Raw genomic sequence first — 24,470 nt, forward strand, 5'->3', positions numbered from 1 at the left:
ACCACCAGGGAGAGACGTCATGAACGCCATACGCATGATGATTGCGATTGTGTGGCTTACCGGACTGCTGCCAGGGATGGCGCAGGCATCGGATGCCGATGATTTCGTTGCCGCTAGCCGCAGCCAGCAAACCGCCATGCTGACCCGCTGGGCAGCCACGCCGGAACCTGCACGTTTGCCGCTGCTTAAGGCGCTGCAACAGGAGAACCTTTATACCGACAGCCAGAAGAAGGCATTTACCCGCATCGACGGCGAAATGGTTGCCCTGGGCGCGGCAAAAAGCGCTGAAGGCACGACCAAAGCCGTGCGGCTGACCAACCGACTGCGCGTGTTAACCGTCACGGCGCTGGCGACGCATCAGCTTGTCAGTGACAGTGTCACCGAAAGGCGTCATGCCGCGCGGCAACTTCAGCGTGACGCCCAGCCGGATATGCTCGGCTTTCTGCAACAGCGGGCCAGTAGCGAAACGGACGACGTCGCCCGACAGTCGCTGATGCTGGCGCTGGCAAACCTCCAGTTGACGAGCCCACAGGCTGAAGTACGGCTCAAGGCTGTTGAGCTGTTGGGACAGTCTGACGATCCGGACGTGCAGGCCACGCTGACGCCGTTCACCCAAACGCAAACCGAGCCGGACGCACGGGTACGTGCCGCCGCCGCTGAGAGCCTGGAGCGTATTCAGCACCGGCTGATGTGGGGCGAACTGCTGGGGCAGGCCTTCATGGGCCTGTCGTTGGGGTCGGTACTCTTGCTGGCCGCGCTCGGGCTGGCTATCACCTATGGTCTGCTGGGGGTGATTAACATGGCTCACGGTGAAATGCTGATGCTCGGGGCGTATGCCACCTGGATGGTGCAGCAGGTAATGGCGCAGTGGATGCCTCAGTGGCTGGCGCTCTATCCGGTGGTGGCGCTGCCGGTGGCGTTTTGCCTGACCGCAGGCATCGGAATGGTGCTGGAGCGCACGGTGATACGCCATCTTTATGGCCGCCCGCTGGAAACCCTGCTCGCCACCTGGGGGATAAGCCTGATGCTTATCCAGCTGGTCCGCATGACCTTTGGCGCTCAGAACCTTGAGGTCGCTAACCCGGCATGGCTGTCCGGCGGGGTGCAGGTTTTCGCCAACCTGACGCTGCCCTGGAACCGTATTGTGGTGCTCGGCTTTGTACTGCTGGTGCTGTTCTTCACCTGGCTCATTCTGAACAAAACGCGTCTGGGTCTCAACGTGCGGGCGGTGACGCAAAACCGCAGCATGGCGGCCTGCTGCGGCGTTCCCACCGGACGGGTAGATATGCTGGCATTTGGCCTCGGGTCCGGCATTGCCGGGTTGGGCGGCGTGGCGTTGTCCCAACTGGGGAACGTGGGGCCGGAGCTGGGCCAGGGATACATCATCGATTCGTTCCTGGTGGTGGTGCTCGGCGGCGTCGGCCAGCTGGCCGGTAGCGTCGCGGCGGCCTTTGGTCTGGGGATCTTCAATAAAATTCTTGAACCGCAGATGGGCGCCGTGCTGGGCAAGATCCTGATTCTGGTGGCGATCATTCTGTTTATCCAGAAACGTCCGCAGGGGTTATTCGCACTTAAAGGGAGGGTGACAGACTGATGAGCCAGCCATTGACCTTAACACTGGCGCGCAGGGCACCGCGCACCGCGCAAATCTTCGGCAGTCTGCTGGTTGCGGCGCTGCTGGTGCTGCCTTTTCTCGCGCTGTTACCCGCAACCCATCCGCTGGCCGTTTCGACGTGGATGTTGACGCTTATCGGCAAGATCCTCTGCTACGCGGTTGTCGCCGTGGCCCTCGATCTGGTCTGGGGCTATGCCGGTATGCTCTCGCTGGGGCACGGCATATTCTTCGCCCTGGGCGGCTATGCGATGGGCATGTACCTGATGCGCCAGGCGGCCGGGGACGGGCTGCCCGCGTTTATGTCGTTTCTCTCGTGGAGCGAGCTGCCCTGGTTCTGGTGGGGAACGCAGCATTTTGCATGGGCTCTGGTGTTAATTGTGACGATCCCCGGCCTGCTGGCGCTGGTCTTCGGCTGGTTTGCTTTTCGCTCGAAGATCAAAGGGGTCTATTTCTCCATCATGACCCAGGCGCTGACCTACGCGGGCATGCTGCTGTTCTTTCGCAACGAAACCGGCTTTGGCGGCAATAACGGCTTTACCGGCTTTACCACGCTGCTCGGGTTTTCCGTCACGGCGACCACCACGCGGATCGCGCTGTTTCTCGCAACGGTCGTGCTGCTGCTTCTGGCCCTGGGCACAGGCTACGCGCTGGCGAAGAGTAAATTTGGCCGCATTTTAACGGCGGTGCGCGATGCGGAAAACCGTCTCACGTTCTGCGGCTACGATCCGCGCGGTTTCAAGCTGCTGGTCTGGACGCTTTCCGCCGTGCTGTGTGGCCTGGCGGGAGCGCTGTACGTTCCGCAGGTGGGCATTATCAACCCGGGTGAAATGTCGCCGACCAACTCGATTGAAGCGGCCATCTGGGTAGCGCTGGGTGGACGCGGCACTCTGGTGGGCCCGGTGATTGGCGCGGCGCTGGTCAACGGTGCGAAGAGCTTTTTCACCGTGGCGATGCCGGAGTACTGGCAACTGTTTCTTGGGCTGATTTTCATCGCCGTGACGCTCTTTTTACCGCGCGGCGTGTTCGGTCTGTTTCGTAAGGGAGAGAATTAATGCAGCCCTCTGAAGGACTCTTTACCCGCCAGCTACCGGGCGATCGTTACCGTGAGCAGACCGATCCTGTGTTGCAGCTTGAGGCCATTAACGTCAGTTTCGATGGTTTTCAGGCGTTGACCGATCTCTCACTTAATATCGGCATTGGAGAATTGCGCTGCATCATTGGCCCTAACGGCGCCGGTAAAACTACGCTGATGGACGTGATCACCGGCAAAACCCGGCCAAAAAGCGGGAAGGCTATTTACGATCAGTCCATCGATCTGACAGCCCTTGAACCGGCGGCCATTGCCCGTCAGGGCATTGGCCGTAAGTTCCAGAAGCCGACCGTGTTTGAAGCGCTGACCGTAGGGGAAAACCTCGAAATCGCCATGAAAGCCGACAGGTCCGTCTGGGCGAGCCTGCGGGCAACACTCAGCGGCGAGCAGCGCGACCGCATTGACGAGATGTTGGTTTTGCTACGGCTTGGCAGCGAGCGCGATCGCCGCGCCGGGCTGCTTTCCCACGGGCAGAAGCAGTTTCTGGAGATCGGCATGCTGCTGGTGCAGGATCCGCATCTGTTGCTGCTGGACGAACCCGCCGCCGGTATGACCGACGCAGAGACGGAATACACAGCCGAGCTGTTCCGAACTCTGGCAGGCAAGCATTCGCTGATGGTGGTTGAGCACGATATGGGCTTCGTCGAGACCATCGCCGACCACGTCACGGTGCTGCATCAGGGGCGCGTACTGGCCGAAGGCTCGCTTCGCGAGGTACAGGCCAATGAGCAGGTGATTGACGTCTATCTGGGACGCTAAGGAGAGGGGATGTTACAGGTTAACGAGCTGAATCAGTACTACGGCGGAAGTCATATTCTGCGCGGGGTGAGCTTTGAGGCGGTGGTCGGGGAAGTTACCTGCCTGCTGGGGCGCAACGGGGTAGGGAAAACCACACTGCTGAGGTGCCTGATGGGGCTGATCCCGGTGAAAGCCGGGGAGGTGGTCTGGCAGGGAAAGACCATCACTCACAGTAAACCGCACCAGCGGGTGCAGTCCGGCGTGGCGTATGTTCCGCAGGGGCGGGAGATTTTTCCGCGTCTGACCGTAGAAGAAAACCTGCTGATGGGACTGTCGCGCTTCTCCGCGGGAAACGCAAGGAGCGTGCCGGAGGAGATTTGGCAGCTTTTCCCGGTGCTGAAGGAGATGAAACACCGTCGCGGAGGCGATCTTTCCGGTGGTCAGCAGCAGCAGCTGGCGATTGGTCGCGCGCTGGCGAGCCGTCCACGGTTACTGATCCTGGATGAACCCACGGAAGGTATACAGCCGTCGGTGATTAAAGAGATTGGGCAGGTGATCCGCAGCCTGGCGAACCGGGGGGATATGGCGATCCTGCTGGTGGAGCAGTTTTATGATTTTGCGGCGGAGCTGGCCGACAGCTATCTGGTGATGTCGCGCGGCAGCATCGTCCAGCAGGGGCGCGGTGAGAACATGGAGCAGGAGGGGGTTCGCGGACTGGTTGCGATCTGAAATGTTATACTATAACATCCTCATTCTTATAACACGGAATGAGGGTTTTGCTGTGGCTGCACAACTTGGAAAAATTGCGCTGACTCTGGGAACGCTGCTGGTAAGCGGCTCGCTTTTTGCCCATTCGCACGGTCATCAGATGACGGAGGCGGAACAGAAGGCGGCAAACGGCGTCTTTGAGGATAAAGACGTCAGGGACAGGACGCTGTCTGACTGGGACGGGACCTGGCAGTCCGTTTACCCGTTCCTGCTTGATGGTTCGCTGGATCCGGTTTTCGAAAAGAAAGCGCGGAAGGGGGAAAAATCCGCTGCCGAGGTGAAAGCCTACTACCGTAAGGGCTACGCGACGGACGTGGACGCCATCGGCATTGAAAACAACGTGATGGAATTCCACAGAGGCAAAACGGTGAGCAGCTGCCGCTACGACTACAGCGGCTATAAAATTCTGACCTATGCGTCGGGGAAAAAAGGCGTGCGCTACCTGTTTGAATGTAAGGATAAGGCAAGCCAGGCGCCTAAGTTTGTGCAGTTCAGCGATCATACCATCGGGCCGAAAGCCTCTTCACACTTCCATATCTTTATGGGCAACACCTCCCACGAGGCGCTGCTGAAAGAGATGGATAACTGGCCGACCTACTACCCGAACGAGATGTACAAAGAGCAGGTGGTGGAGGAGATGTTGCACCACTAGGCTGTTGGATTTGCCGGGTGGGGGCTTAGCCTTACCCGGCGTGGGATTAGGGTTTTCCAGGTCGGGTAAGCGCAGCGCCACCCGACACGCTATCTTCACTTTTCACGCGCATCCCGCGCAAAACCATCAGCCACGCCGCAATAATGGCGGCCATCATAATAATAAATAACGACCAGTGCGGCAGATGGGTCAGGATGAGCCCGGTGATCATCGGGTTCGCCGCCGCGCCCAGCCAGCCCAGCGCCTGGGCGGAGAAGTAGCTCGCCTTCATGCCCGGCGGGGCGATATTGTCGATCAGCATGTATTCACCCGGAGCATAAATAATTTCACCCAGGGTGAAAATCGCCGCCGCAATCCCCCAGTAAAGCAGGTTCTCGCCGGAAAGCATAAACCCGCCCAGCCCGAGAATGAAAAAGAGCGTTGCGGCTGTCATTAGCGGGCGGATGTTGCTGGCGGAGATCTTGCGGCCAAGCGCGTATTGCAGGGTGACCACCACCACCGCGTTGACGGGCAACACAACGGCCACCACCTTTTCTGCGAAATCGCTGTCCGCATACGCGGCGAGGACGTACTGGGAAATGCAGCTGGCGAACGATCCGCCCACGTAGGACGCCAGCAGGCCGGAGAGCGTGTACCAGAACAGCGCCCGGTCCTTCAGCAGCACCGAGGGCTGCCACGGCGCTTTTTCCTCCACGCTGTCAGACGCTACGCTTTTCTGCACAAAGAAATGGATAAACCCGAGCGGCAGTGCGGCGCAGAAGGCCGCCAGCCAGAACGGCAGTTGCAGGCTGTACATCACCAGTAGAGTGCCAACCGGCGGCCCAATCGTCCAGCCGATGTTCAGGAAACTGTAGTTGAGTGAGAAAACGCGCGCCTTTTCGCTGGAGGTCAGCACGTCGGCAAACCACGCTTTCAGCACCGTTGAGAAGACGGAATAGGCGCAGTTAATCAGGGCAAAGAACAACACCACCAGCGTCACGTTATTCACCAGCGGAATGGCCATAAACCCGGCGATAAAGGCCACGATGGCGACCAGCATATAGCGTTTTTTGTCGAACTTGTCCGCCAGGACGCCAAACCCCAGGCTAAACACCACGCCAATGGTCAACGCCACGGTAAGGGCATAGCCAATATTCTCCACGCTCATATCGTACACGCGTGTGAGATATATGGTCATAAAGGGCAGCGTTGCCCCGCGGCCAATTGTTAATAACAATGACGATGCCAGTAGCGCTGCGGTTGAGCGCCTGATTGATGGTTTCATTTTCCTGCCCGACAAATGCTTATGCTTTTTTTGTTGTGTTATTACAGGATTATCATGGCATCGGCAGCTTGTATAGCACCCAATTTATCCGCAAGTGATTCTCCTCAGTACCAGAATTAATGATCTTCTCGCGGGGGTATTTTTTCTGTTACCTTGAAGTGTTTACAAAAATTTAATAATTCAGGGGCGGAAAATGACGCGGAAAGACGGGCTGTTAGCGTTACTGGTTGTCGTGGTGTGGGGACTCAATTTTGTGGTCATCAAAATGGGGTTGCACAACATGCCTCCACTCATGCTGGCGGGTCTGCGCTTCCTGCTGGTGGCCTTCCCGGCGCTGCTGTTCGTTGCCCGCCCAAAGATTCCCCTGAAGCTTCTGCTGGGCTACGGCCTCACCATCAGCTTTGGTCAGTTTGCGTTTCTTTTTTGCGCCATCAAATTCGGTATGCCTGCGGGTCTGGCTTCGCTGGTGCTTCAGGTGCAGGCTTTCTTTACCATTATTCTCGGCGCGTTTGTCTTTGGCGAACGTTTGCAGGGCAAACAGCTGGCGGGTATTAGCCTTGCGGTCTTTGGCGTGCTGGTGCTGATAGAAGGCAGCCTCAACGGTCAGCATGTCGCGCTGCTGGGCTTTATGCTCACCCTGGCGGCGGGGCTGAGCTGGGCGTGCGGCAACATCTTTAACAAGCTGATAATGCAGCATGAGTCGCGTCCTGGGATCATGTCGCTGGTGGTCTGGAGCGCGTTGATCCCCATTGTGCCGTTTATGGCCGCGTCGTTTATTCTGGATGGACCGCAGGTGATGCTGAAAAGCCTGGTGGAGATCGACCTGACGACCATTTTGTCGCTGATCTACCTGGCATTAGTCGCCTCAATCATTGGCTACGGCATCTGGGGATCGCTGCTCGGACGCTATGAAACCTGGCGCGTGGCGCCGTTATCGCTGCTGGTTCCGGTGGTCGGGCTTGCCAGCGCCGCCCTGTTGCTGGATGAAACGCTCAGCGCGCTGCAACTGTGTGGCGCAGGGCTGATTATGGCCGGGCTGTATATCAACGTCTTTGGCTTGCGGGTGCGTCGGGCGACGCGGGTGCGGAGTTAAGGCAGAAAAAAGCCCCGCATTAGCGGGGCAAAAACGAATTACAGGTCGTGATTATAATACGGCACGCCTAATTCGTCGGATTTGTCGCTGCCAGCGCCCATGTGATTGAAGTCCCAGGGCGACTGGTTTTGCGTGGACGGCATAATCATGTTGTCACGATTATTTTGCTGCCCCGCACTGGGGGTTTGCTCCGCGAAGCTCTGGCCGGAAACCAGCACCAGCAAGGTGAGGGCGGCGGAGGCGATAAATTTCATGATTTCCTCGGTTACGTCTTAACAGGCGATGATTAACTGCAATGTTTTAGCGGATACAGATAACGGGATTCACCCGGCATACTGGTAATACGGTACTTATGAGGCGGCACGTCAAAGTAGTTCTTGAACGTACGCGTCAGGGTTTGTTGCGATTCAAATCCGTAACGTTCCGCCAGATAGAGGATCGGCTCATTGCTTTCTTTCAGTTTTTGGGCAATCTCCGTCAGCTTACGGCTGCGAATATATTGTCCTAATGAATGGCCGGTCTCTTTTTTAAACATCCGTTGCAGGTGCCATTTTGAGTAACCTGAACGCTCCGACACTTTCTCAAGGGAGAGTGGAGATTCCAGGTTATCTTCGATCCAGTCCAAAATGCTATGAATGGTGATAGCGTCAGTATTGCGTCTGGACATCGTCATACCTCTTTTTCTGTTTACGGCAGGATTTTCTTGAGTAAAAGCTCAAGCGTTGCCACTTCATCTGCCGTTAAGTTTTTTGTCAGTTCCTGGTGCAGTGTTTGTCCTACTAATTGATGACATTGCTCACACATGGCCGCGCCATCGCTGGTCAGTTTCACCAGTACGCCACGTTTGTCATTCGGGTTAGGGCTTCGTTCTATCCATCCTTTGCAGACGAGACGATCCAGCATGCGGGTTAACGCACCGAGATCGACAGAGAGCACCTTTTTCAGCTCAACCGGCGTGATACACACTTCGCAGCGAATGGAACACAGCACTTTGAACTGTGTTGCGGTGATATCCAGCGGTGACAGGTAGTCATTGAGCAGGCGATCTTTTTTCTGGTTAACCATATGAATAAGACGACCCAGTGGGATTATGTCGTTAAAGAGATCACTGGTGCTTTTCACAATGGTTGCCCTGGCAAGTAGTTTAGTCACGGCAGATATTATTGCTCAGGCAAGTATAAGTCAACTGAATGGATCAGCCGATGCCACGAAATGCTAAAACGCTTCAGGACCTTTTTCTGTACGCTTTTAAATCATATAGATAATCTGGGGTTATTAGTTACGCGAGACAATTATGGTTACGTTGCGCGGATAGCTCAGGACGAGACTTTCCCCCTATAATTGCGGTAATGAATAAGGATAAGGACTGCGGTGCATTATGTTGGATTTGATTAAAGCAGTGGGGCTTGGGCTGGTGGTGTTGCTTCCGCTGGCGAACCCGTTAACGACCGTGGCGCTCTTTCTGGGGCTGGCGGGTAACATGAACAGCGCGGAGCGCAACCAGCAGTCGAGGATGGCCTCCGTCTACGTCTTCGCGATTATGATGGTGGCTTATTACGCCGGACAACTGGTGATGAATACTTTTGGTATTTCGATTCCCGGTCTGCGTATCGCCGGTGGGCTGATTGTGGCGTTTATTGGTTTCCGGATGCTGTTCCCGGCGCATAAAGCGCATGAATCGCCGGAAGCCAAAAGCAAATCGGAGGAGCTTGAAAGCGAACCGAGCGCCAATATCGCGTTTGTGCCGTTAGCCATGCCGAGCACGGCCGGGCCGGGAACGATTGCGATGATCATCAGTTCCGCCTCAACGGTGCGTGATGGTGTTACTTTTCCGCACTGGGTTATTACCGTTGCGCCGCCGATCATTTTTGCGCTTATCGCCATTATCGTCTGGGGGTCATTGCGCAGCTCCGGGGCGATTATGCGCTGGGTGGGCAAGGGGGGGATTGAAGCTATCTCCCGTCTGATGGGCTTCCTGCTGGTCTGTATGGGCGTGCAGTTTATTATTAACGGCGTACTGGAGATCATTAAGACGTATCACTGAGGACATCGCCGGGTGGCGCTGCGCTTACCCGGCCTACAAGTCCGTAATAACCTAGGCCGGGTAGGCCGAAGCCGCCACCCGGCACAACTAACGTCAACCGTGGCTGGTCTGTTCTTCCATCGCGACCGGCCATTTACGGAAGATAAGCACCGACCAGATCAGCGCAATAAGCGCGGGAATCGCCCCGAGATAGCCAATGGCCGACATCGATACATGCAGGCTGATCTGATTTCCCACCAGCGCACCGGCCCCAATTCCCAGATTGAAAATTCCCGAGAACAGCGACATTGCCACGTCCGTGGCGTCCGGGGCCAGGGCCAGCACTTTGACCTGCATTCCCAGACCAATAATCATGATCGCCACGCCCCAGAACAGACTGAGGATCGCCAGATGACTCTCGCTGCCTGCCGCAGGCATCAGTAACAGCAGGCACGCCAGCAGCAGGCCAATCGCACTGCTTACAAGCGCAGACGCGTGCTTATTGCCCAGCTTCCCGAACAGGATACTGCCGATAATACCCGCGCCGCCCAGGATCAGCAGCAGAACGGTGGCGAAGTTAGCGCTAAAGCCCGCCACAACCTGAACAAACGGCTCAATATAGCTGTAGGCTGTGTAATGGGCGGTCACCACAATCACGGTCAGCAGATAGATGCTCATCAGCGCTGGTCGACGCATCAGCAGCGGCAGACTTTTCAGCGAGCCGGAGTGTTCGCTGGGCAGTTTTGGCAGCAGTTTGATCAGACACACCAGGGTGATCAGCGCCCCCATGCCGATGGCAAAGAAGGTGGTGCGCCAGCCGAAGTATTGACCCACAATGCGCCCGATCGGCAGGCCTAACACCATCGCCAGCGCCGTTCCGGTGGCAATCAGGCTCAACGCCTGGGCGCGTTTCCCCGCCGGGGCGAGACGAATGGCGAGCGATGCGGTGATCGACCAGAAAACGGCATGGGCAAACGCGATGCCGACGCGGCTGATCACCAGCACCGTAAAGTTCCATGCCATAAATGACAGCACATGGCTGGCTATGAACACCACAAACAGCCCAATCAGCAGCTTACGACGTTCCATCTGGCTGGTCAGCAGCATAAACGGCAGCGACATCAGCGCTACCACCCATGCATAGATGGTCAACATAATGCCAACCTGTGCCGTTTCCATATGGAAGCTGGCTGCAATGTCGGACAGCAGCCCAACCGGAACAAATTCCGTGGTGTTGAAAATAAACGCTGCGATGGCGAGCGTGACCACGCGTAGCCACGCGACCCTGCGGGAAACCGTGTGTGTTGTCATAGGGATATCTGGGATTCGTTGCCTGAAAGATGAGGAGACGATCTTAAAGCCTTAAACGGCGAAAACTCAACCGTTATGTGATGTGAATCACAAAATTTACCTTCATGCAGCGGTAGCGAACGCGGTTGTTTTCATTGAAGATAAAGAACAACACAACAAAAACAGGCGGTAACACAATGCAGGAGATTGATTTTTATCTGGTAGATGCGTTCAGCGAGTCCTCCTTTGGCGGCAACCCGGCGGCGGTGTGCCCGCTCGACGCGTGGCTACCGGATGAGACGTTACTGCGGATGGCACAACAGCATAACCAGTCGGAAACCGCGTTTTTTGTGTGCACCAAAGGGGGGATTGAGCTGCGCTGGTTCACCACGCTCACCGAGGTTAATCTGTGTGGTCACGCGACGCTTGCCGCGGCGTATGTTCTGTTTAACGAACTGGATTATCCGGACTCACGCCTTCATTTTGACACCGCTTCTGGTCGCCTGACCGTCAGCCGTGAAGGTGACTGGATGACGCTGGACTTCCCGGCCTGCCCGACGCAGGCACAGACGCCGCCACCGGAGATGCTCACCGCACTCGGTATCAGCCACTACGTCGAGGCGCGAAAAGGCCGCGCCTGGGTGCTGGTACTGGAGAGCCGCGAGCAGGTGGAAGCCATTAATCCGGATTTCTCTGCCATGACGCCGGGGGAGCATAAAGTTGCCGTCACCGCCCGGGACGAAGGGGAATACGACTTTGTCAGTCGTTTCTTCTCGCCGGGCGTGGCCGTGCCGGAAGATCCTGTCACCGGCTCCGCGCACACCATGCTGATCCCTTACTGGAGTGAACAGCTTGGCAAAACACAGATGTTTGCCCGTCAGGTTTCTGCCCGTGGTGGCGACGTACGCTGCGAACTGAAAGGCGACCGCGTGCGGATGGGCGGGCAGGCGGCGCTGTATCTGAAGGGCACAGTATTTCTGCGCTGAATAAATCTAAGAGGAACCAACGATGCAGGAAATTGATTTTTATTTGGTGGATGCCTTCAGCGACAGGGCGTTCGGCGGCAATGCGGCGGCGGTGTGTCCGCTGGAAGCGTGGCTGCCGGATGAGACGCTGCTGAAGATGGCGAAGCAGCATAATCAGTCAGAGACGGCGTTCTTTGTCCGAACGGATAACGGGTTTGAACTGCGCTGGTTTACCACGCAGGATGAAATTAACCTCTGCGGCCACGCAACCCTCGCGGCTTCTCACGTTATTTTCGAATACCTGGATTATCCGCATACGGAAATCACCTTCACCACGCGCTTTGTCGGCGAACTGACGGTACAACGCAGCGGCGACTGGCTGACGCTTAATTTCCCGGCGTGGTCAACCGAGGTTGTCGATACTCCACCGCCAGTGCTGTTCAGCTCGCTGGGCATTAACGCGGCAAAAGAGGTGCGTGCAGGGCGCGATTACATGGTGGTGCTCGACAGCCAGCGGCAGGTGGAGGCGCTGACGCCGGATATCACAGCCATGCTCCCGCTGGGGAAAATGGTCTGCGTTACGGCGCCGGGGGATGAGTATGATTTCGTCAGCCGCTTCTTCTGCCCGGGGGAAGGGGTACCGGAGGATCCGGTGACGGGATCAGCGCACAGCATGCTGATCCCGTACTGGAGCGAAAAGCTTGGAAAAACGCAAATGTCGGCCCGCCAGGTCTCCTCCCGTGGCGGGGATCTGCGCTGCGAGCTGAAAGGCGACCGCGTGCTGATTGGCGGGCAGGCCACGCTGTATATGAAGGGGAAAATTTTCCTTCGTCTCCAGGATTACGGTCATCATTAAAAACTATGACGCCGGTATACAGGGCGGGCGGTATGTTGAACGAAAACGACAAGGAGCCTGCCATGTATTCTATTACCGCTGAATCCGCCCATCATCCAGATATTCTCGCCCTGATTACGGCGCTGGACCGTTATCAAAGCGTTCTCTATCCCGCGGAAAGTAATCATCTGCTGGATTTAACCGAACTGCCGGACGACTCGCTGATCCTGATGATTATTCGTGACACTCAGCTTAACGCCGTCGGGTGTGGCGCTGTTGTTTTGAACGGGGACGGGACCGGGGAAATGAAACGGGTCTATATTGATCCAACCCATCGCGGGCAACGGCTGGGTGATAAATTACTGGCGGCGCTGGAAGATGAAGCTCTCAGCCGCTGCTGCCACACCGTCCGGCTGGAGACGGGGATCAAACAACACGCCGCTATTCGTCTGTATCAACAGTGTGGATACGAACGGCGCCCCGCGTTTGCCCCCTACAACGAGGATCCGCTGAGCCTGTTTATGGAGAAGACACTGGTGGCTGACGTTCGTTTAGCAGCCCTATAAACGCCTCAAGCTGGCGGGTCATCGCCCCGCGTCGCCACACCAGCCAGGTGGTGAGCCAGCGCCAGTTTTCCGCCAGCGGCCACGCCGCCACCTGATGATGCCCCGGCATACTCTCCAGCATGGAGCGGGGCATCAGCGCAATGCCTGCCCCGGCAATCACGCAGGCGAGCATCCCGTGGTAGGACTCCATCTCGTGGATCCTTCCCGGCGTTACGCGGTCAGCATGAAACCAGCTCTCCAGATGACGCCGGTAGGAACAGTTGGCGCGAAAGGCATACACGTCGCTACCGCTCACCTGCGTGGCTTTTGACACTTCCGCATGGCCCGCAGGGGTGACCAGCATCATCTCTTCACGGTAAACCGGCATTCCTTCCAGTTCGGGGTGTGAGAGCGGCCCGTCGACAAAGGCGGCGCTGAGCGTCCCCTCAAGCACGCCGTCAATCATCGTACCGGAAGGCCCGGTGGATAACGCAAACTGAATGCGCGGATAGCGCTGATTAAACCGCGCCAGACTTTCCGGAATGCGTACGGCGGCGGTACTTTCCAGCGCGCCGAGCGAGAATAATCCCTGCGGTTCATCCCCGGCGACGACCATTCGCGCTTCGTCGACCAGCGCCAGGATCTGTTTGCTGTAGCGCAAAAAATTGTGCCCGGCGGGGGAAAGCCGCAGGCGCTGATTCTCGCGAATAAACAGCTCCACGCCGAGATCCGCTTCAAGCTGTCGGATGCGGGTGGTGAGGTTTGACGGCACCCGGTGTACCTTCTGCGCCGCCTGGGTAATGCTGCCGGTCAGTGCGACGGCGTTAAACATCTCAAGCTGTGTTAAGTCCATACCATTCTCGATTCGTGAACAAGGTGGTGAGTATTATTCATTTTTAAGAAATAGCAGAGTGGGCCACAATCAATCAACTGTTATTACATGGAGAACTTCATGACGTATTCATCTGCTACCCATGCCCACTCTGTCAACCCGGCTACCGGCGAAACGCTGGCTGCTTACCCGTGGGCAACGTCCGGTGACGTTGAACGTGCCATTGCGCAGGCGGATACCGGTTTTCGTCAGTGGCGACGCGAAAGCGTAGCGCACCGGGCGCAAAAACTTCGCGATCTGGGTGCGGCGCTGCGTAGCCGTGCGGAAGAGATGGCGCAGACTATCTCCCGGGAGATGGGCAAGCCCATTGGGCAGGCGCGTGCGGAGGTGACTAAGTCCGCCAGCCTTTGCGACTGGTACGCTGAATACGGCCCGGCAATGCTGCGCCCGGAATCTACCCAGGTCGACAATGCGGTGATTGAGTACCGTCCGCTGGGGCCTATTCTGGCGGTGATGCCGTGGAACTTCCCGCTCTGGCAGGTGCTGCGCGGTGCGGTGCCGATCCTGCTGGCAGGGAACAGCTATCTGCTTAAACATGCGCCAAATGTGCTCGGCTCGGCGGAGCTGATCGGGAAGGTGTTCGCGGATGCCGGTTTCCCGGAGGGGATCTTTGGCTGGGTGAACGCGACAAATGACGGCGTCAGCCAGGCGATTAACGATCGGCGTATCGCGGCGGTGACCGTAACCGGCAGCGTTCGGGCTGGTGCGGCAATTGGCGCGCAGGCGGGCGCGGCGCTGAAGAAATGCGTGCTGGAGCTGGGCGGCTCCGATCCGTTTATCGTTCTGAATGATGCCGATCTGGATCTGGCTGTCAACGCGGCCGTGGCCGGACGTTATCAGAATACCGGACAAGTTTGCGCGGCGGCGAAACGCTTTATTGTGGAAGCGGGCGTGGCGGACACCTTTACCCAACGCTTTGTTGACGCGGTCAAGGCGCTGAAAATGGGCGCACCGGATGAGGAAGATAACTATATTGGCCCGATGGCGCGATTTGATCTTCGCGATGAACTGCATCAGCAGGTACAGGCTACGCTGGCGGAAGGGGCGACCCTGCTGCTCGGCGGCGAGAAGCTTGCCGGGACCGGTAACTTTTATGCGCCAACCGTACTCGGCGACGTCACCCCACAGATGACGGCCTTCCGTCAGGAGCTGTTTGGCCCGGTGGCTGCGATTACCGTCGCCAATGATGCGTCGCACGCGTTGCAGCTGGCTAACGACAGCGACTTTGGCTTATCAGCGACGGTCTTTACCGCGAACGATGCGCTGGCTGAAACCTTCTCTCGCGAGCTGGAGTGCGGCGGAGTCTTTATCAATGGCTACAGCGCAAGCGATGCGCGCGTTGCGTTTGGCGGAGTGAAGAAGAGCGGCTTCGGGCGAGAGCTTTCACATTTCGGTCTGCATGAGTTCTGTAACGTTCAGACGGTCTGGAAGGATCGCGTGTAATGTTGTTGCCGGGTAGGGCAAGGCCGCTACCCGGCAATTCACGTTTCCTGTCATTATTTTGCAATGGTTCTGTCATTTTCGTTTCGTAGACTCGCTCGCGTCTAACGTATTGTTACAGAAGAAAATTATGAACCTAACGCAAATTTTTCGTCGTCTTGCGCAGCGCTTTTTTCCTCGTCAGTTTGGCCTGCTGACCGGCATCTTTTGTATTATCGGCCTTTTCTCCGCCCTGCAACTTTCATCCTCCTTCCTGCTTACCGCTTCCCTGAATCAAGCCCAGCGTAACGAACAGCGCAATCAGCTGGCCTGGCAGCAACAGAGCAGACTGGATCAGGCGCGTATTTCGCTGCTTGCGGCGAGCGATCTGCTCAACCGCTCCGGGGTGTACTTTATGCAGGATAAAGAGACCGGTTCGGAAGGGAGCTGGCATAGCCTGATGGACGAGGCGCAAAAATCCCTGGCGGCGTCTCAGCAGGCATGGCAAGCCTGGCTCGCGCTTAATCCTCCGCAGGACGAGGGGCTTGTTAATAGCTATCAGCTGTTCTTCGGTGCCATTAGCGAGCAGGCGGAAGGGCTGGTGAAAACCAACAGTATCGACCTCTTTTTCGCCGTACCCGCCCAGGCGTTTCAGACCGATTTTAATGACAACTTTGCACGTTATCAGCAACGGAGTGAGAAGCAGGCGATACAGGGGCGTCAGTCGCTCATGGAACAACTCTCAGGCCTGCAACGGCTGTTCCTGTTTGCGCCGCTGGTGCTGCTGGCTATTGCCATTGCCGTCTGGTTTGCAATGGCGAAATGGGTGATATCCCCGCTACGCCGTCTGATTGTCCATATTAACCAGCTTGCGGCAGGGGATTTGTCGGGAATACCCCCTGACGTTGTGCGTTTTAACCGTGAAATCAGCCAGCTCAGCGGCAGTATTACCGCCATGCAGCGCGGGCTCCAGCAACTGGTGACTCAGGTCAGCGAGGCCACTACCTCTATGGTCGAAAATATCGGGTCACTTGCGCAGGGGAACCAGAAGCTTTATCAGCAGTCCACGCGTCAGGCCAAAGAGCTGGAGGAGGTGACCGCGCATATCGCCGATCTCGAAACCCACGTTGAGGGGAACACGGGTTATGCAAAACTCGCCCGCTCGCGCGCGGATGAAGCCCGACAGGCTGCCGTCGGCGGGGAGCAAATGATGACAGCGGTGAATGGCTCGATGCAGACGATCGTCGACCGATCCTCAGAGATGCGTGGGATCGTCGCCATGATCGACAGCGTGGCGTTTCAGACCAACATTCTGGCCCTCAACGCTGCCATTGAAGCCGCCCATGCGGGAGAACAGGGGCGCGGGTTCGCGGTGGTCGCCCGTGAAGTGGGGCTGCTGGCCAGAAAAAGCAGTCACTCTACGCAAACCATCCAGTCGTTAATTAACCACTCGCTACAGGGCATTGAAGAAGGTTCTCAGGTGGTAAACCGTCTGGAAGAGAATCTCCAGCAGGTCACCGGGCTGGTGGCCAATCTGAGTAGCCTGCTGAATGATATTTCGCTGGCCACTCTAAATCAGGGGGAAAGCATTCATCAGATGACGCGCCAACTTCAGGCGCTGAATCAGGTATCGCGTCAGACAGATGTGCTGGTTAGCGAAGCGTCGAATGCCTCTGAGCGCCTGCATCGGGAGTCAGATCTTTTGTTGCAGGCCGTCTCGCGTTTTCGTCTCCCTGCCTGACGTGACGTATAAGCCTCTGTTATACTCGCAGCCCGTTTTAGCCTGAGGGCAAGGAGCAAAGTGTGGCTGCGGTCATCCATAATGAGATGCTGGACGAGATTCTGGCGCAGGTTCGTCCGTTACTGGGGCAGGGTAAGGTTGCCGATTACATTCCCGCGCTGGCCTCGATCAGCGGTAATAAGCTCGGCATCGCCATTTGTACTGTCGACGGGCAGCGTTTTCAGGCGGGAGATGCACTGGAGCGCTTTTCAATTCAGTCGATCTCAAAAGTGCTTAGCCTCGTTGCCGCCATGCGCCAGTATGACGAGCAGGAGATCTGGCAGCGGGTGGGCAAAGATCCCTCCGGTCAGCCCTTCAACTCCCTTCTCCAGCTTGAAATCGAACAGGGTAAGCCGCGCAACCCGTTTATCAACGCCGGGGCGCTGGTGGTGTGCGATATGCTGCAAAGCCGTCTGAGCGCGCCGCGCCAGCGTATGCTCCAGATTGTGCGGCAGCTTTCCGGCGTGCAGGACATCGCCTACGATCCGGTGGTAGCGCGCTCTGAGTTTGAACACTCTGCACGTAACGCCGCCATCGCCTGGCTGATGAAGTCCTTCGGCAACTTTCATAATGACGTCGCCACGGTGCTGCAAAACTATTTTCATTACTGCGCGCTGAAGATGAACTGCGTCGAACTGGCGCAGACTTTTCTGTTTCTGGCGCATCAGGGCCATGCCCCGCATCTGGGCGAGGACGTTGTCTCCCCGATGCAGGCCCGGCAGATCAACGCCTTAATGGCAACCAGCGGAATGTATCAGAACGCCGGGGAGTTTGCCTGGCGCGTGGGGCTGCCGGCTAAATCCGGCGTTGGCGGTGGCGTCGTGGCCATTGTTCCGCACGAGATGGCGATTGCCGTCTGGAGCCCGGAACTGGACGAGACCGGCAACTCACTGGCGGGCGTCGCGGCGCTGGAACAGCTGACCAAACGCCTTGGACGGTCCGTATACTGATGTCCACGTTAGATCCTCTGTTCACGCGCCTGGCTCGCTCCACGTTTCGTTCACGATTTCATTTAGGGATGAAAGAGCGGCAATACTGCTGGGATAAGGGCGCGGACACTATCGATAAGCATGCCGCTGATTTTGTCGCCGCGCGGCTGGCGCCTGCACACCCGGTGAATGACGGTAAGCAGACGCCGATGCGCGGCCATCCGGTTTTTATCGCCCAGCATGCCACGGCAACCTGCTGTCGGGGCTGTCTGGCTAAGTGGCATGCTATCCCGCAGGGCGTGCCGCTGAGTGCGCAGCAGCAACAGTATATCGTCAACGTGATCCATCATTGGCTGGTCATTGAGGTAAATCGTGCCTCCTGAACTGACAATGTCTCTGTTTAAGCTACGCTTTTACTAATGCTCAGCGTCAGGAGACGTCATGAAAGCACCTCTAATTCCCGTGAATGAAACGGAGCGCATGAATGCGCTGCGCGAGTCCGGTCTGCTTGAGATCGACAATTATCCCGCGTTTGATCGTCTCACGCGGCTGGCAACACGCTTTTTCAGGGTGCCGCTGGCGATGATTACGCTGGTGGATGACCACGCTGCGATCGTGAAATCTGCCGACGGCCGGGCACTCGCCAGCCAGCCTCGCGATCTCTCGTTTTGTGGTCATACGATCCTGGGTGACGCGCCGCTGGTGGTGGCTGACACGCTGCTGGACGAACGCTTTGCGGATAATCCGCAGGTGGCGGGAGATCCGGGCGTACGCTTTTATGCCGGTTTCCCGCTGCGTTTACGTGACGGGGCGTGCGTAGGATCGTTGTGTCTCATTGATTACGCACCGCGTGAGTTTACCGCGGCGGATTCCGCCGTACTGGCCGATCTCAGCGCGCTGGCAGAAGATGAATTTGCAGCCGTTAGCGCCGCCACGACCGATGAACTCACGGGCCTGTTTAACCGACGCGGGTTTAACCAGTTTGCGCAGTTTGCACTGTCGGTTTCGCAGCGTAGGGCAGAACCGTTAACGCTTGGCTGGCTGGATCTGGACCATTTCAAAACCATTAACGATCGCTTCGGGCATCAGGAGGGCGACAAGGCCCTGAAAGCGATGGCCGCCCTGATGCGCTCCTCATTCCGCGAGGCCGATATGCTGGTGCGTTTCGGGGGAGATGAGTTCGCGGTGCTGTTTGCGGATACCGATGAGCCTGGCGCCTGGATCGCCATGCAGTATCTTGTCGAACAAACGGAGAAGTATAACGCGCGTCAGCTGCATCCCTGGTCGTTACAGTTCTCCTGGGGGCTGAGCGAGTTCGATCATCACCGCAACGATATGCAGGCATGGTTAAAACACGCGGATGCGCAAATGTACGCCATGAAGCGGCAACATCACGGCGAAAAATGACATAACGAAATCCTATGTCATCGCTTATTGCGTAACAAAAATGTTAATAGCAAAGTGGAGAGATTCAACCTAAGGACGCGCAATGAACTCTCCCATGCTGATTAAACCTCTCTCCCGACAGGACATCCTCACCCACATTGATGCCCTGAGCGATATCCTCGTCAACTGTGTAAACGGCGGCGCCTCCGTCAGCTTTATGCTGCCTTTTTCTCCCGAGAAAGCCCAAACCTTCTGGCTCGGCGTCGCAGACAGCGTCGGGCGCGACGAGCGTACCGTCCTGGGCTGTTTTGACGCGGAGCAGGGGCTGGTTGGCACGGTCCAGCTGATCACCGACCAGCCGGAAAACCAGCCGCACCGCGCAGATGTCGCGAAACTTCTGGTACATGGGAAGGCGCGCCGTAAAGGTGCGGCAATGGCGCTGATGGAAGCCCTGGAGGCGGTTGCGCGTGAAAAAGCGCTTACGGTGCTGGTGCTTGATACCTCGACCGGCAGCGGCGCGGAGACGTTTTATCAGAGAGCGGGCTGGCAAAAGGCGGGGGAGATCCCACGCTACGCCCTGATGCCGAACGGGGACATGACGGCGACCTCGGTGTTCTATAAATTTCTTTGATATTTTTCACCATCGCGTCCTGAGTTGATCCAGACAGGGGTTCTGGTCCTGAAGTTTTGATAAGTTATCACACCAATCTTATCAGGCTGTATGACTAATCATAAAGGACCTCCATTGTGAACACACTCAACCGTCGTGATTTCCCCGGTGCGCGCTACCCTGAACGTATCATCCAGTTTGGCGAAGGTAACTTCCTCCGCGCGTTCGTTGACTGGCAAATCGACCTCTTAAACGAGCATACCGATCTCAATGCAGGTGTGGTGATTGTGCGGCCGATCCAGAGTGATTTTCCGCCGTCGCTGAGCACCCAGGATGGTCTGTATACCACGATTATTCGTGGTCTGAATGAGGAGGGGGATGCGGTAAGCGATGCGCTTCTTATTCGTTCCGTGAATCGTGAAATCAGCGTCTACAGCCAGTACGATGAATTCCTGAAACTCGCCCATAACCCGGAGATGCGGTTTGTCTTCTCCAATACCACGGAGGCGGGGATCGGCTATCACGCGGGCGATAAGTTTGACGATGCGCCAGCTGTCAGCTATCCGGCCAAACTGACGCGTCTGCTGTTCGAACGCTTTACCCACTTTAACGGGGCTGCGGATAAAGGCTGGATTATCATTCCTTGCGAACTCATCGACTACAACGGCGATGCCCTTCGTGAACTGGTGCTGCGCTATGCACAGGAGTGGGCGCTGCCGGCGGCATTCATTGCGTGGCTGAATGATGCTAACACCTTCTGTTCGACGCTGGTTGACCGCATTGTTACCGGCTATCCGCGTGATGAGGTGGCAGAGCTGGAAGCCGGTCTGGGCTATCACGACAGCTTCCTCGACACGGCGGAACATTTCTATCTGTTTGTTATTCAGGGCCCGAAATCACTTGCAGCTGAACTGCGCCTGAATAAATACCCGCTCAACGTCCTGATTGTTGACGATATCAAGCCGTATAAAGAGCGTAAGGTGGCGATCCTCAACGGCGCGCACACGGCGCTGGTTCCGGTCGCTTTTCAGGCCGGGCTGGATACGGTAGGGGAAGCCATGAACGACGCGGAAATTTGCGCGTTCGTAGAGAAGGCTATTTATGAGGAAATTATTCCCGTCCTGGATCTGCCGCGCGACGAGCTGCACTCCTTCGCCAGTGCCGTAACGGGGCGTTTCCGTAATCCGTACATTAAGCATCAGCTGCTGTCGATTGCACTGAACGGGATGACCAAGTACCGCACCCGCATTCTGCCGCAACTGCTGGCAGGGCAGAAGGCGACCGGCAAACTGCCAGCACGTCTGACCTTTGCTCTGGCGGCGCTGATTGCATTTTACCGTGCCGAGCGCAACGGTGAGCGCTATCCGGTGCAGGACGATGCGCACTGGCTTGAACGTTACCAGCAGTTGTGGACGCAACATCACGACAAACAGGTCACTACCCGTGAACTGGTATCGTCGGTGTTAAGCGTGAGCGAACACTGGGAACAGGATCTCACTCTGGTTAATGGACTGGTAGAACAGGTTGCGCTGGATCTGGATGCGATTTTAAGCAAAGGCATGCGTGATGCGGTGAAACCGCTCTGCTAATCATAATGCCCGGCGTTTGCCGGGTTTTTTAAAGACCCATTTAGTTACAACATACTATACGTTCTTTTTTTAGAAAGCACTTGCGGCACCGTGCGGTTCAGGCTTAACAGGTCAGAAAATGCAATGAACTATTAACATGCTTGCAACCGTGAGGGGGATCACGTTTAATAGGCCGCGCTCTTTACTTTTCTGAAGCTGATTATGATTGTTCGTCCTCAACAGCACTGGCTGCAACTGATTTTTGTCTGGCATGGTTCGGTACTTCCCAAAATTTATACCCGACTGCTGCTTAACTTCCTGCTTTCCATCGCCGTGATTGTCATGCTGCCGTGGTACACCTCGCTGGGTATCCGGTTTACCGTCGCGCCGTTCAGCATTCTGGGTGTGGCTATCGCCATCTTCCTGGGGTTTCGCAATAACGCCTGTTATTCGCGCTACGTTGAGGCGCGTCTGCTTTGGGGGCAGTTGATGATAGCGGCGCGCTCGCTGTTTCGCGAGGTAAAAAACACCTTGCCGGATGATAAACATCTTGGTGAGTTTGTCCGCCTGCAAATCGCGTTTGCTAACTGTCTGCGAATGACCCTGCGCAGAGAAACCAATGCCGATCAGCTGTCCCGCTATCTGGCTCCAGACGATTTACGCAAAGTGATGGACGCCAACTCGCCGGCGAACCGTATCCTGCTGATCATGGGGGAGTGGCTGGCCGTGCGGCGGCGTAGCGGGCACCTTTCAGACATTCTGTTTCACAGCCTCAACAACCGCCTGAATGATATGTCCATCGTGCTGGCTGGCTGTGAGCGTATCGCCAATACGCCAGTCCCGTTTGCCTATACGCTGATCCTGCACCGGACGGTGTATCTGTTCTGCATCATGCTGCCGTTTGCGCTGGTCGTTGATCTGCATTACATGACGCCCTTTGTCTCTGCGCTGATTTCCTACACCTTTATCTCGCTGGACACGCTGGCGGAAGAGCTGGAAGATCCGTTTGGGACGGAAGATAACGATCTGCCGCTGGACGCCATCTGCAACATGATGGAGCGCGATCTGTTGCAGATGAACGATGAAGAGAACATCCCTGAAAGGCTAATGCCGGATAAGCATTATCAGCTGACCTGACGGGCATTCCACTCGTCGCGGGTGATTTCCCACAGCTCCGAATCCAGCAGGCCGCTGACATAGGCTTTCTTCTCTGTCCTGATGAGTCGCATGCCGCTGCTGTCTGAAATACGTCGGGAGCGGCTGTTGGCCGCCGCTTTCGGCGCGCGTAACACCGCTTTGTTAAGCGTATTGAACCAGTAATCCGTTGCCGCGATACTCGCCTCACGCATATATCCCTGGCCCTGAAATTCCGGCGCGAGCCAGAACCCCCTGTTGTTGTCCTCCACGTCATACAGGCAAATCAACCCCATCAGTTCGTCAGGCGCTTCGCGACGGCGAATCGTCCAGAACCACGCAATCCCTTTGGCCATGTCGGGCAGTGCAACGTTGTTGACATAATTTTCTGCACCGTTTTCCGGGTAGGGCCAGGGGACTGAAGCCACCATATAGCGGACAATTTCCCAGCGCGGATAGCGTTGCTGGATCTGGACGGCATCGGCGGCAACAAGGGGTTTAAGTAATAAGCGTTCTGTCGTAAGCGTGGGTATCGTCATCCGGTGATCTCCATATTTGAGCGTTATCATTTGTTTGGGTTCTGATATTTCATCAATATCACATTCCAGTTGGTCGTGCTTTTGTTATTCAGATTTATCCATAAAGGAGTATGTAATGCCAAGAAAAGCCAGGCCCGAAGAAGCCGAAACACTCTGGCACGTCCGTAACGAAGCGATGCGCCATGGCTGTAAAATCTGTTACGACGCAGAAGTGATTGCGCGCTGGACGTCAGAAAAGATGCCTGAACATTACCGTACCTCCAGGTCGATTTCGTGTTATAGGCCTGCCCATGCAGGAGCTGAACTGCTCCCAAATGGAGCTACGGTTTACGAAGTTCAATAGCTTATTTACATTTGCTTACATAAATACACTTTCTTTACATTAAGTAATGTAAGATATTTTTTTAGCACAAAATGCAAAACTAAATTAAATGGAGATGATTTATGTCGAATATAAGAGCATTAAGCCTTAATGAGATAGCATTAGTAAGTGGCGGCAATGGAAGCGGTAATTATGAAGGTGCCGGTAGTCGTAACACCAGCTCTAAATCTGGTAATTCAAAAGGAAACAATGGCTCTATTTACAAGGGCGTTGACTCATGCGGCGCAGGAATCATCGGTGGTCTAATCGCCGGCTCTTCTGGGGGGCCAGTGGGTATGACCGCTGGGGTAATTGGTGGAGCTATAGCTGGTCAGTGCACAAAAGATAGTTTTTCAGATCGTGGTAGTAAAGATAAAAGTAATAATTACAACGGCCCCGGACAATGCCGTTGGTAAGTAATTTGAGTTGTGTGTGATAATAATTTAAAAGCTCATTATAACTGAATTATTCTAGGTGTTTCGATATTTAATGATTATTCGAAGTAGTCATGATGAGCTATTATTTTTGATAAAGTTAATGTAATCACAAGTATCGGGTTAAGCATGAAACAATTTTTAAATTTCCTAATTTACTTATTTTTTTTCATTATCGCATTTACCCTTTTGAAATACGCTGAAGTTCTTGAGTTTGACGAAGTATCACGGCCAGGGATTATATCAAGGTTTCTTATTGCGTTGATTGTATTAATAGCAGTAACTCGATGGGGCGTTAACTTGATGAATAGGTTTAAAAGTAAATAAAGTACACTCCGATAAAAATTGTTGTGTTGCAGAATGGAATCATTACAAATGTTCACTGAAGTTAAAGTGCATGATATCAAAAAATGGTTACGATATCATAGCCATATTTGTTGATTCTTATATAAAATATGAATTAATAATAGGTTGAACATGATAATCTTTAGGCATGTCTATCCATTCATTTATAGTAAGAAAAACGTAATTGTTCTTTTT

At 55.7% G+C, this 24,470-nt stretch carries 26 protein-coding genes; 19 read left to right on the top strand and 7 right to left on the bottom strand.

Features of this window, described 5'->3' with window-relative positions; all coding sequences use genetic code 11:
• The first annotated feature begins 19 nt into the window (after positions 1-19).
• From urtB to zinT, 5 genes are read left to right on the top strand one after another with little or no spacing between them, the layout of a single operon-like run.
• A complete protein-coding gene (gene urtB / locus IPZ49_RS15710; RefSeq protein WP_063145914.1) occupies positions 20-1,594 on the top strand; it encodes an urea ABC transporter permease subunit UrtB in 1,575 nt (524 codons plus the stop codon).
• Positions 1,594-2,667, top strand: coding sequence for an urea ABC transporter permease subunit UrtC (urtC, locus tag IPZ49_RS15715; protein ID WP_032609181.1), 1,074 nt, complete (start codon positions 1,594-1,596; stop codon positions 2,665-2,667). The genes urtB and urtC overlap by 1 nt, the downstream gene beginning before the upstream one ends.
• Complete coding sequence (gene urtD / locus IPZ49_RS15720; RefSeq protein ID WP_023300093.1) at positions 2,667-3,464, top strand: urea ABC transporter ATP-binding protein UrtD; 798 nt, start codon at positions 2,667-2,669, stop codon at positions 3,462-3,464. Before urtC ends, urtD begins: the two co-directional genes overlap by 1 nt.
• A gap of 9 nt (positions 3,465-3,473) precedes the next feature.
• Positions 3,474-4,172: an urea ABC transporter ATP-binding subunit UrtE gene (gene urtE / locus IPZ49_RS15725; RefSeq protein WP_023300094.1), complete on the top strand. Its 699-nt coding sequence runs from the start codon at positions 3,474-3,476 to the stop codon at positions 4,170-4,172.
• A gap of 52 nt (positions 4,173-4,224) precedes the next feature.
• A complete protein-coding gene (gene zinT, locus IPZ49_RS15730; RefSeq protein ID WP_063146203.1) occupies positions 4,225-4,863 on the top strand; it encodes a metal-binding protein ZinT in 639 nt (212 codons plus the stop codon).
• A gap of 46 nt (positions 4,864-4,909) precedes the next feature.
• On the opposite strand, the gene ydeE is transcribed toward zinT, so the two are convergent.
• Positions 4,910-6,127 (bottom strand): efflux MFS transporter YdeE, encoded by a 1,218-nt coding sequence (gene ydeE / locus IPZ49_RS15735; protein WP_063145913.1) that lies wholly within the window; start codon positions 6,125-6,127, stop codon positions 4,910-4,912.
• 193 nt (positions 6,128-6,320) lie between these two features.
• On the opposite strand from ydeE, the gene eamA reads away from it, so the two are divergent.
• Positions 6,321-7,220, top strand: a complete 900-nt coding sequence (eamA, locus tag IPZ49_RS15740; protein WP_023330139.1) for an O-acetylserine/cysteine exporter — start codon at positions 6,321-6,323, stop codon at positions 7,218-7,220.
• 38 nt (positions 7,221-7,258) lie between these two features.
• Here eamA and marB read toward each other — a convergent pair whose 3' ends face one another.
• From marB to marR, 3 genes are read right to left on the bottom strand one after another with little or no spacing between them, the layout of a single operon-like run.
• Complete coding sequence (gene marB, locus IPZ49_RS15745; RefSeq protein WP_193762854.1) at positions 7,259-7,474, bottom strand: multiple antibiotic resistance protein MarB; 216 nt, start codon at positions 7,472-7,474, stop codon at positions 7,259-7,261.
• Positions 7,475-7,506: 32 nt separating this feature from the next.
• Complete coding sequence (gene marA / locus IPZ49_RS15750) at positions 7,507-7,887, bottom strand: MDR efflux pump AcrAB transcriptional activator MarA (RefSeq protein WP_001303241.1); 381 nt, start codon at positions 7,885-7,887, stop codon at positions 7,507-7,509.
• Positions 7,888-7,907: 20 nt separating this feature from the next.
• The gene (marR, locus tag IPZ49_RS15755) at positions 7,908-8,342 is read right to left on the bottom strand and encodes a multiple antibiotic resistance transcriptional regulator MarR (RefSeq protein ID WP_020884159.1); all 435 of its coding nucleotides are present in this window, start codon (positions 8,340-8,342) and stop codon (positions 7,908-7,910) included.
• Positions 8,343-8,598: 256 nt separating this feature from the next.
• Here marR and IPZ49_RS15760 point away from each other — a divergent pair, with 256 nt between their 5' ends.
• Positions 8,599-9,264 carry a MarC family NAAT transporter gene (locus tag IPZ49_RS15760; RefSeq protein WP_022648105.1) on the top strand — a complete coding sequence of 222 codons (666 nt, stop codon included), beginning with the start codon at positions 8,599-8,601 and terminating at the stop codon, positions 9,262-9,264.
• Positions 9,265-9,357: 93 nt separating this feature from the next.
• On the opposite strand, the gene IPZ49_RS15765 is transcribed toward IPZ49_RS15760, so the two are convergent.
• A complete protein-coding gene (locus IPZ49_RS15765; RefSeq protein WP_022648106.1) occupies positions 9,358-10,554 on the bottom strand; it encodes a sugar transporter in 1,197 nt (398 codons plus the stop codon).
• Positions 10,555-10,730: 176 nt separating this feature from the next.
• On the opposite strand from IPZ49_RS15765, the gene IPZ49_RS15770 reads away from it, so the two are divergent.
• The 3 genes from IPZ49_RS15770 to IPZ49_RS15780 all read left to right on the top strand — a co-directional run bounded on the left by IPZ49_RS15770 (position 10,731) and on the right by IPZ49_RS15780 (position 12,899).
• Positions 10,731-11,519, top strand: a complete 789-nt coding sequence (locus tag IPZ49_RS15770) for a PhzF family phenazine biosynthesis protein (protein WP_022648107.1) — start codon at positions 10,731-10,733, stop codon at positions 11,517-11,519.
• Positions 11,520-11,541: 22 nt separating this feature from the next.
• Positions 11,542-12,354 (top strand): PhzF family phenazine biosynthesis protein, encoded by an 813-nt coding sequence (locus IPZ49_RS15775; protein WP_063145912.1) that lies wholly within the window; start codon positions 11,542-11,544, stop codon positions 12,352-12,354.
• Positions 12,355-12,416: 62 nt separating this feature from the next.
• Positions 12,417-12,899, top strand: a complete 483-nt coding sequence (locus IPZ49_RS15780) for a GNAT family N-acetyltransferase (RefSeq protein ID WP_032622224.1) — start codon at positions 12,417-12,419, stop codon at positions 12,897-12,899.
• Here IPZ49_RS15780 and IPZ49_RS15785 read toward each other — a convergent pair.
• On the bottom strand, positions 12,853-13,731 hold the full coding sequence (locus IPZ49_RS15785) for a LysR family transcriptional regulator (protein WP_045622741.1): 879 nt from the start codon (positions 13,729-13,731) through the stop codon (positions 12,853-12,855). The genes IPZ49_RS15780 and IPZ49_RS15785 overlap by 47 nt on opposite strands.
• Before the next feature lie 99 nt (positions 13,732-13,830).
• On the opposite strand from IPZ49_RS15785, the gene sad reads away from it, so the two are divergent.
• The 8 genes from sad (at position 13,831) to IPZ49_RS15825 (ending at position 22,599) form a co-directional block, all read left to right on the top strand.
• Entirely contained in the window at positions 13,831-15,213 is a 1,383-nt protein-coding gene (sad, locus tag IPZ49_RS15790) for a succinate-semialdehyde dehydrogenase (RefSeq protein ID WP_063145911.1), read from the top strand.
• A gap of 127 nt (positions 15,214-15,340) precedes the next feature.
• Positions 15,341-16,930 (top strand): methyl-accepting chemotaxis protein, encoded by a 1,590-nt coding sequence (locus tag IPZ49_RS15795; RefSeq protein ID WP_023300101.1) that lies wholly within the window; start codon positions 15,341-15,343, stop codon positions 16,928-16,930.
• Positions 16,931-16,992: 62 nt separating this feature from the next.
• Positions 16,993-17,919 (top strand): glutaminase B, encoded by a 927-nt coding sequence (gene glsB / locus IPZ49_RS15800; RefSeq protein ID WP_003857165.1) that lies wholly within the window; start codon positions 16,993-16,995, stop codon positions 17,917-17,919.
• A complete protein-coding gene (locus IPZ49_RS15805) occupies positions 17,919-18,281 on the top strand; it encodes a DUF4186 domain-containing protein (protein ID WP_022648114.1) in 363 nt (120 codons plus the stop codon). Before glsB ends, IPZ49_RS15805 begins: the two co-directional genes overlap by 1 nt.
• 58 nt (positions 18,282-18,339) lie before the next feature.
• Positions 18,340-19,305 (top strand): sensor domain-containing diguanylate cyclase, encoded by a 966-nt coding sequence (locus tag IPZ49_RS15810; protein WP_022648115.1) that lies wholly within the window; start codon positions 18,340-18,342, stop codon positions 19,303-19,305.
• 82 nt (positions 19,306-19,387) lie between these two features.
• The gene (locus IPZ49_RS15815) at positions 19,388-19,915 is read left to right on the top strand and encodes a GNAT family N-acetyltransferase (protein WP_063145910.1); all 528 of its coding nucleotides are present in this window, start codon (positions 19,388-19,390) and stop codon (positions 19,913-19,915) included.
• Positions 19,916-20,031: 116 nt separating this feature from the next.
• Entirely contained in the window at positions 20,032-21,483 is a 1,452-nt protein-coding gene (locus IPZ49_RS15820; RefSeq protein ID WP_063145909.1) for a tagaturonate reductase, read from the top strand.
• A 201-nt stretch (positions 21,484-21,684) separates the two neighbouring features.
• Positions 21,685-22,599: a bestrophin family protein gene (locus IPZ49_RS15825; RefSeq protein WP_003857155.1), complete on the top strand. Its 915-nt coding sequence runs from the start codon at positions 21,685-21,687 to the stop codon at positions 22,597-22,599.
• Here the strand turns inward: IPZ49_RS15825 and IPZ49_RS15830 are convergent.
• Positions 22,587-23,135: a GNAT family N-acetyltransferase gene (locus IPZ49_RS15830; protein WP_023300104.1), complete on the bottom strand. Its 549-nt coding sequence runs from the start codon at positions 23,133-23,135 to the stop codon at positions 22,587-22,589. The two genes, IPZ49_RS15825 and IPZ49_RS15830, sit on opposite strands and share 13 nt — an antisense overlap.
• 444 nt (positions 23,136-23,579) lie before the next feature.
• Between IPZ49_RS15830 and IPZ49_RS15835 the strand changes: the two genes are divergently transcribed.
• A complete protein-coding gene (locus IPZ49_RS15835; protein WP_074143079.1) occupies positions 23,580-23,912 on the top strand; it encodes a hypothetical protein in 333 nt (110 codons plus the stop codon).
• Positions 23,913-24,470 lie beyond the last annotated feature (558 nt).

It is taken from the genome of Enterobacter cloacae complex sp. S2 (assembly GCF_015159675.1).
GTDB classification, from domain to species: Bacteria; Pseudomonadota; Gammaproteobacteria; order Enterobacterales; family Enterobacteriaceae; genus Enterobacter; species Enterobacter intestinihominis.